The following is a 5,266-nucleotide window of genomic DNA, read 5'->3' on the forward strand; positions in this document are numbered from 1 at the left end:
CCAAGCAGACGTGCACAGAAGACAGTAATCAAAGAACGAAATCTGAATCCTGTGCTTGACTTGGAAATGTCTGTATAGGACATTTCTATTTGGTTTTAAGGTAGGACATTACTACTTAGGAATAACAGCGTTATAATTCTCTATAGAAATCAATGCTGTAGTTTCTAGTTGATAGCCCATCTTCCCCAAGGTGGGCTTTTTTTATGATTTTTCACGTTCCACGCTTATTATTTAATCAAAAGACCTCTTGCGAAAGTATAGTTTATCTAATTTTTGAATTGGCTAAAACCTCATAAAATATAGCTTTTGGCTGCTTAAAATTTGACTAACGCAAGAATTCTAAAGTTTCTCAACTTTGATTAGCTCAAATAAATACCATTTCTCTTTTTCTAGGTCTCTTTAAATCACGAATTATGTAACTATAGAGTATAGCCTAACGGAACAAAATAAAGTCTTAAAAAGCAACTCAAAAACCGTATTTATAGACTTAATATTTAATTTCGGTACAATATGTATTTAATTATCTAAACTCTAACGGTACAGAATGCCTAATCAGGTCGGATATATTCGAGTCAGTTCAACTGAACAAAATACTGAACGTCAATTAGATGGAATCAGCCTGGATAAGACCTTTACTGAAAAGGCAAGCGGTGGTAGCCGTGAACGTCCTCAGTTAAATGCAATGCTCGACTATCTGCGTGAAGGTGATACGGTGCATGTTCATAGTATTGATCGTCTGGCACGTAATACAAATGATCTGAACGAAATTGTGAATAGTCTGAATGATCGTGGTATAACCATTATTTTTCATAAAGAGAATTTGACCTTCAGTCATGATGTAGCACAATCGGCAATAAATAAACTCATGTTTCAGATGCTTGCTGCATTTGCAGAGTTTGAACGCTCCATGATCCGTGAGCGTCAAAAGGAAGGAATTGCAAAAGCCAAAGCGAAGGGCTTATATAAGGGAAGAAAGCGGAAGGTTGACTATGTTGAAATACGAAAAGCAATGGCTGAAGAAAATTCAACATTTAGAGGTGTTGCAGAAAAGTTTAAAGTAGGGATAGCAACAGTACAAAGAGCTTTAAAAGAAGAAACTAATAATCAATAAGGTTGATTAATGAAGACGCTTAGATATTCAAATTTAGAAAAGATCATGACCATTTATACTGAAATTTCTACTTATATTACATTTCATAATGCGACTGGTTTAACAGATATAAATAAATCAATGGAAGATTTTTGAACCGTACCGGGTTTGTCGGAGACCAAGCTTTCTGAGAGAATGTCCCGATGAAAAAAGTAAAATATACCCCTGAAATCAGAGAAAGAGCGGTTCAATTATTGATTGAATCCGAGAAAGATTATCCATCGAATTGGGCTGCGATCACCGCTATTGCTCCCTGAGCAGTATACTGCGCAAGGGTTGTACTCCTGAAACACTACGTGTTTGGTATCAAAAATATTTAGATAAACAAAATCCAGTTAAAGTACAGCAGCTTTCAGACCAAGAACGTATCAAACAACTCGAACGCGAAAATAAAGAACTGCAACGCGCCAATGAAATTCTACGTAAAGCAGCCGCTTTTTTCGCCCAGGCGGAGCTCGACCGCCCACACAAATAATGGTGGATTTTATCCATAATAATAAAGAGCTGTACGGAGTCGAGGCGATTTGTAGAATTTTACCGATCGCACCTTCAACCTATTACCGGACTCTAGATCTCTGTGAAAATCCAGAACATCGAGCAAAGCGAGATTTACATGACTTGCATCATGCTGAGGAGATTAAACGAATTTGGAAGGAAAGTTCAGGTCGGTATGGTGTACGTAAAGTCTGGCAAAAACTGAAACGTGAAGGCTATATTATTGCGCGCTGTACTGTTGCTCGATTAATGCAAAAGCTAGGTATAAAAGGTGTTTGGCGTGGTAAGAACAAACAAACCACCCGTAGCCGAGATGATCAAAAACGAGCGGATGACTTGGTAAAACGTAATTTTACTGCTGATCATCCTGACCAACTGTGGGTGAGTGACTTTACGTATATTCAAACAAATTCAGGCTGGGTTTATACTGCATTTATTATTGATGTGTTCTCACGAGCAATTGTTGGATGGAAAGTATCGACACGGATGAATACAGATATGGTGCTCGATGCATTGGAGCAAGCATTTAGGGCGGCAGAGGGGGCTGGAACGCTGAGTGCGCCCATGCCGCATTGCAAAGCAAAAGATAATCGGATAAAATGTAGCAATTCATATTCGTAAGCGTGGAGTAATCAGATGGGAAATTCCAAGTCAGCAGACAAGTAAGCCGCAACAACCAGTATTGTTGTTGCGGCGCTCTGTAAGGCTAGTCTCATCTGATTGCTGACGAGCAGACGTCGCCCGGTATTCCTTAATCGAGGGTTGATTCGTCATGACCACCACACGCCCCGCGTGGGCCTATACGCTGCCGGCAGCACTGCTGCTGATGGCTCCTTTCGACATCCTCGCTTCACTGGCGATGGATATTTATCTCCCTGTCGTTCCAGCGATGCCCGGCATCCTGAACACGACGCCCGCTATGATCCAACTCACGTTGAGCCTCTATATGGTGATGCTCGGCGTGGGCCAGGTGATTTTTGGTCCGCTCTCAGACAGAATCGGGCGACGGCCAATTCTACTTGCGGGCGCAACGGCTTTCGTCATTGCGTCTCTGGGAGCAGCTTGGTCTTCAACTGCACCGGCCTTTGTCGCTTTCCGTCTACTTCAAGCAGTGGGCGCGTCGGCCATGCTGGTGGCGACGTTCGCGACGGTTCGCGACGTTTATGCCAACCGTCCTGAGGGTGTCGTCATCTACGGCCTTTTCAGTTCGATGCTGGCGTTCGTGCCTGCGCTCGGCCCTATCGCCGGAGTATTGATCGGCGAGTTCTTGGGATGGCAGGCGATATTCATTACTTTGGCTATACTGGCGATGCTCGCACTCCTAAATGCGGGTTTCAGGTGGCACGAAACCCGCCCTCTGGATCAAGTCAAGACGCGCCGATCTGTCTTGCCGATCTTCGCGAGTCCGGCTTTTTGGGTTTACACTGTCGGCTTTAGCGCCGGTATGGGCACCTACTTCGTCTTCTTCTCGACGGCTCCCCGTGTGCTCATAGGCCAAGCGGAATATTCCGAGATCGGATTCAGCTTTGCCTTCGCCACTGTCGCGCTTGTAATGATCGTGACAACCCGTTTCGCGAAGTCCTTTGTCGCCAGATGGGGCATCGCAGGATGCGTGGCGCGTGGGATGGCGTTGCTTGTTTGCGGAGCGGTCCTGTTGGGGATCGGCGAACTTTACGGCTCGCCGTCATTCCTCACCTTCATCCTACCGATGTGGGTTGTCGCGGTCGGTATTGTCTTCACGGTGTCCGTTACCGCGAACGGCGCTTTGGCAGAGTTCGACGACATCGCGGGATCAGCGGTCGCGTTCTACTTCTGCGTTCAAAGCCTGATAGTCAGCATTGTCGGGACATTGGCGGTGGCACTTTTAAACGGTGACACAGCGTGGCCCGTGATCTGTTACGCCACGGCGATGGCGGTACTGGTTTCGTTGGGGCTGGTGCTCCTTCGGCTCCGTGGGGCTGCCACCGAGAAGTCGCCAGTCGTCTAACCGACGACTGGTAGCAGGCCCGCTCCGATGCGGCGCACTAACCATCGAAACCTCGTGAATGTCGGTATCCTGTCTGGCAGGATACCGCTCATTTCCCTTGTTCAGTTCATCGCCGTCGCCGAGCATCTGAATTTTCGGCATGCGGCCAAGGCACTTGGTATCAGCCAGTCGAGCGTCAGCGCGCGTGTGAAAGCGCTGGAGGATAACCTTGGTGTCCTGCTATTTGAGCGCCATGCGCGGGGCGTTCGGCTAACAGACGCAGGCAGGCACTTCATGGAGCGTGTCACGGCGGGTGTCGATCAACTCGATCACGCAGTGAAGACCGCAGGCATGACAGCTCAAGGAGAATACGGCCGGCTTCGCATCGGCATCCATGCCTTAATCCCACGCAGCTTTCTCACGGAGCTGATCCGTCATTATCGGGAAGAACATACGGGCATTGAGGTTGAGATCACCGAAGGCACAGCCCGCGATGCGGTGATGCAGCTTCGTGCTGACCAGCTCGACGTGGTGTTCGTCGCGGGCAAGCCCGAGATGCCCGACTGCCATACCCGACCGATCTGGACCGAACCGCTGGTGGCCGTGCTATCGGATGGGCATCGCCTCGCCGGGCAGTCCGCAATCACTTGGTCCGATCTGGTCGGCGAGACTTTCATTGTTCGCTATGGTGGCACCGGCCCGCAGGTCCATGACCATATCGTGCTGCGCCTTGCCGGGCGTTGGCCCGCACCGTCGATCCGGCGCTTTGATGTGGGGCGCGACACGCTGCTATCTATGGTCGGACAAGGCTTCGGCATCACTATCGTCGGCGAGGCAACGTCATTGTTGCCGACGACCGGCATCGTCTTCCTGCCCTTCCTCGATGAACCGGAGCCGGTTGCCTTTACAGCCGTCTGGTCGCCGTTCAATCGCAACTCCGCACTGAAAAATCTACTCAACCTCGCAGGCAAAATGAAGCGTGACGGCGATTCGCCCAATCGTTTCCTGGATGGCACTCGACCGGCACGATAACGGCACAGGCGATCCATCCTATTTGCCGCCGATAGTATCCGGCAGCCCTCCGGCATCCTCTTTCCTGTTGCCCGTCCCGATTTTGCCTACTCTCTGATCGGCTCCGTCTCTTTTGCCGACTGGAGCCTGCATTGCGCGGAGGCCGAATCCTTTGGGGTCAGATCGCCGTAGTCATCACCATCGTTCTGGTGATGACACTGAGAAATTTGACGATAATCAAAATACTGACCTGCAAAGAAGCGCTGCATACGTCGATAAAATGATTGTGGTAAACACTTGATGGGCAAGGCTTTAGATGCAGAAGAAAGATTACATGTTTGCTTTAAAATAATCACAAGCATGATGAGCGCAAAGCACTTTAAATGTGACTTGTTCCATTTTAGAGATTTGTTTAAGATAAGATATAACTCATTGAGATGTGTCATAGTATTCGTCGTTAGAAAACAATTATTGTGACATTATTTCAATGAGTTATCTATTTTTGTCGTGTACAGAGATTATTATAGAAGCCCCCATGAATAAATCGCTCATCATTTTCGGCATCGTCAACATAACCTCGGACAGTTTCTCCGATGGAGGCCGGTATCTGGCGCCAGACGCAGCCATTGCGCAGGCGCGTAAGC

Annotated in this window: 3 protein-coding genes, 4 pseudogenes and 1 other annotated feature; of the genes and pseudogenes, 6 read left to right on the plus strand and 1 reads right to left on the minus strand. The window is 48.2% G+C overall.

Annotated features, from left to right (window positions below):
• Positions 1–544: 544 nt before the first annotated feature.
• The 5 genes and pseudogenes from FTU12_RS16060 to FTU12_RS16075 all read left to right on the plus strand — a co-directional run bounded on the left by FTU12_RS16060 (position 545) and on the right by FTU12_RS16075 (position 4,643).
• Positions 545–1,111 carry a recombinase family protein gene (locus FTU12_RS16060; RefSeq protein WP_006581699.1) on the plus strand — a complete coding sequence of 189 codons (567 nt, stop codon included), beginning with the start codon at positions 545–547 and terminating at the stop codon, positions 1,109–1,111.
• Between the two features lie 182 nt (positions 1,112–1,293).
• Positions 1,294–2,266 (plus strand): annotated as a pseudogene (locus FTU12_RS16065) (IS3 family transposase).
• Positions 1,583–1,699, plus strand: a sequence feature (AL1L pseudoknot). (Overlaps the previous pseudogene by 117 nt.)
• 151 nt (positions 2,267–2,417) lie before the next feature.
• Positions 2,418–3,632 (plus strand): chloramphenicol/florfenicol efflux MFS transporter FloR, encoded by a 1,215-nt coding sequence (floR, locus tag FTU12_RS16070; RefSeq protein WP_000214122.1) that lies wholly within the window; start codon positions 2,418–2,420, stop codon positions 3,630–3,632.
• Between the two features lie 27 nt (positions 3,633–3,659).
• Positions 3,660–3,959, plus strand: a pseudogene (locus FTU12_RS16605) (LysR family transcriptional regulator); the annotation flags it as partial.
• Positions 3,960–3,962: 3 nt separating this feature from the next.
• The gene (locus FTU12_RS16075; RefSeq protein WP_109354582.1) at positions 3,963–4,643 is read left to right on the plus strand and encodes a LysR family substrate-binding domain-containing protein; all 681 of its coding nucleotides are present in this window, start codon (positions 3,963–3,965) and stop codon (positions 4,641–4,643) included.
• A 197-nt stretch (positions 4,644–4,840) separates the two neighbouring features.
• Here FTU12_RS16075 and FTU12_RS16080 read toward each other — a convergent pair.
• A pseudogene (locus FTU12_RS16080) lies at positions 4,841–5,068 on the minus strand (IS4 family transposase); the annotation flags it as partial.
• Positions 5,069–5,157: 89 nt separating this feature from the next.
• Here FTU12_RS16080 and FTU12_RS16085 point away from each other — a divergent pair.
• Positions 5,158–5,266: pseudogene (locus FTU12_RS16085) on the plus strand (dihydropteroate synthase); the annotation flags it as partial.

The organism is Acinetobacter sp. YH12063, assembly GCF_013419715.1.
Lineage (GTDB): Bacteria > Pseudomonadota > Gammaproteobacteria > Pseudomonadales > Moraxellaceae > Acinetobacter > Acinetobacter amyesii.

Bases quoted from the DNA above. Each gene is read 5' to 3' on its own strand.
- floR (WP_000214122.1), top strand. From the start codon at position 2,418: ATGACCACCACACGCCCCGCGTGGGCCTATACGCTGCCGGCAGCACTG.
- FTU12_RS16060 (WP_006581699.1), top strand. From the start codon at position 545: ATGCCTAATCAGGTCGGATATATTCGAGTCAGTTCAACTGAACAAAAT.
- FTU12_RS16075 (WP_109354582.1), top strand. From the start codon at position 3,963: ATGACAGCTCAAGGAGAATACGGCCGGCTTCGCATCGGCATCCATGCC.